Source organism: Desulfomicrobium norvegicum, assembly GCF_900114595.1.
GTDB classification, from domain to species: domain Bacteria; phylum Desulfobacterota; class Desulfovibrionia; order Desulfovibrionales; family Desulfomicrobiaceae; genus Desulfomicrobium; species Desulfomicrobium macestii.
Map to the genome: position 1 here is coordinate 1 of NZ_FOTO01000042.1, position 1,207 is coordinate 1,207.

General features: G+C 59.0%; 1 protein-coding gene. It reads left to right on the forward strand.

Annotated features, from left to right (window positions below):
* Positions 1 to 69 precede the first annotated feature (69 nt).
* Positions 70 to 1,181, forward strand: a protein-coding gene (locus BMZ24_RS19320; protein ID WP_092194752.1) for an IS3-like element ISDba1 family transposase whose coding sequence is annotated in 2 segments (ribosomal slippage) — positions 70 to 319 and positions 319 to 1,181 — 1,113 coding nt in all. Because the reading frame shifts where the segments join, the coding sequence is not laid out codon by codon here.
* Positions 1,182 to 1,207 lie beyond the last annotated feature (26 nt).

Genomic DNA, 1,207 nt, shown 5'->3' on the forward strand with positions numbered 1-1,207 from the left:
TGACCTGCCCGGCACTTTTCAGACCAGTCGAAACTTGAGATAGGTTCCCCCTCAACCACGAGGGAACTGATGAAAAAGGGACGATTTTCCGAAGAGCAGATGGTGGGCATCCTGCGCGAAGCTGACCGCAGTCCGGTGGCCCAGGTGGCCAAGAAGCATGGAATCAGCGAGCAGACGATCTATACGTGGCGACAGCGGTTTGCCGGCATGTCCGCCGATGACGTGAAGCGGCTGCGGTTGCTGGAACAAGAGAACACGCGACTGAAGAAGATCCTTGCGGAACGGGACCTCGAAATCGAGGTCATGAAGGAGATCGCCGCAAAAAAGTGGTAGGCGCACCCGCCCGACGCCTCCAGGTGGCATACGCCAGGAGTCGCGGACTTTCACAACGCAGGGCGTGTGCGCTGTTATCCACTTCCCGGTCGTCGCTCCACTACGAGTCACGGCTGGAAGCCCGGGACAAGCCGCTGATGGCGGCTATGACAGACCTGGCTGCGACGTATCCACGCTTTGGATATCGTCGGATCAACGTGTTCATGGAGCGTCTGGGGCATGTCATGGGCGCCGACAAGGCGTTCCGCCTGTGGTCCAAGGCCGGGTTGCAGGTGCCCAGGAAGCGGCCTCGGAAACGAGTGGCGGCGTCCCGCCCGAGACCGCAACTGCCGATGGGAGCAAACGAACTGTGGGCGTACGACTTTGTCTATGACGCCTGCGCCAATGGTCAGCAGATCAAATGCCTGACTGTGGTGGACGAATACACGCGGGAATGCCTGGCTATAGACGTTGCCGGCAGCATCAGATCGGGCCGGGTGATCGAGGTGCTGTCCCGCCTGATCAGCGAACGTGGAGCCCCTCTGAGCCTGCGTTCTGACAACGGACCGGAGTTCGTGTCGAAGGCGCTGCTCAGATGGGCGGCTCAGGAGTCTCTGGATCTGGCGCTGATTGAGCCTGGGAAGCCATGGCAGAACGGTTTGAACGAGAGTTTTAACGGCAAATTTCGCGATGAGTGTCTGTCGATGGAATGGTTCCGGTGTCGGTCCGAGGCGCGGGTTGTGATCGAGGAATGGAGGCGGCACTACAACTCCATTCGTCCGCATTCAAGCCTGAACAACATGACGCCAGAACATTTCTGTCGGCAGTATGGGAAAAACCTGAACCGTGGGGAAACTCTCAAGAATTGAGTGGTCCGAAGTTTCCCGGCAGGTCA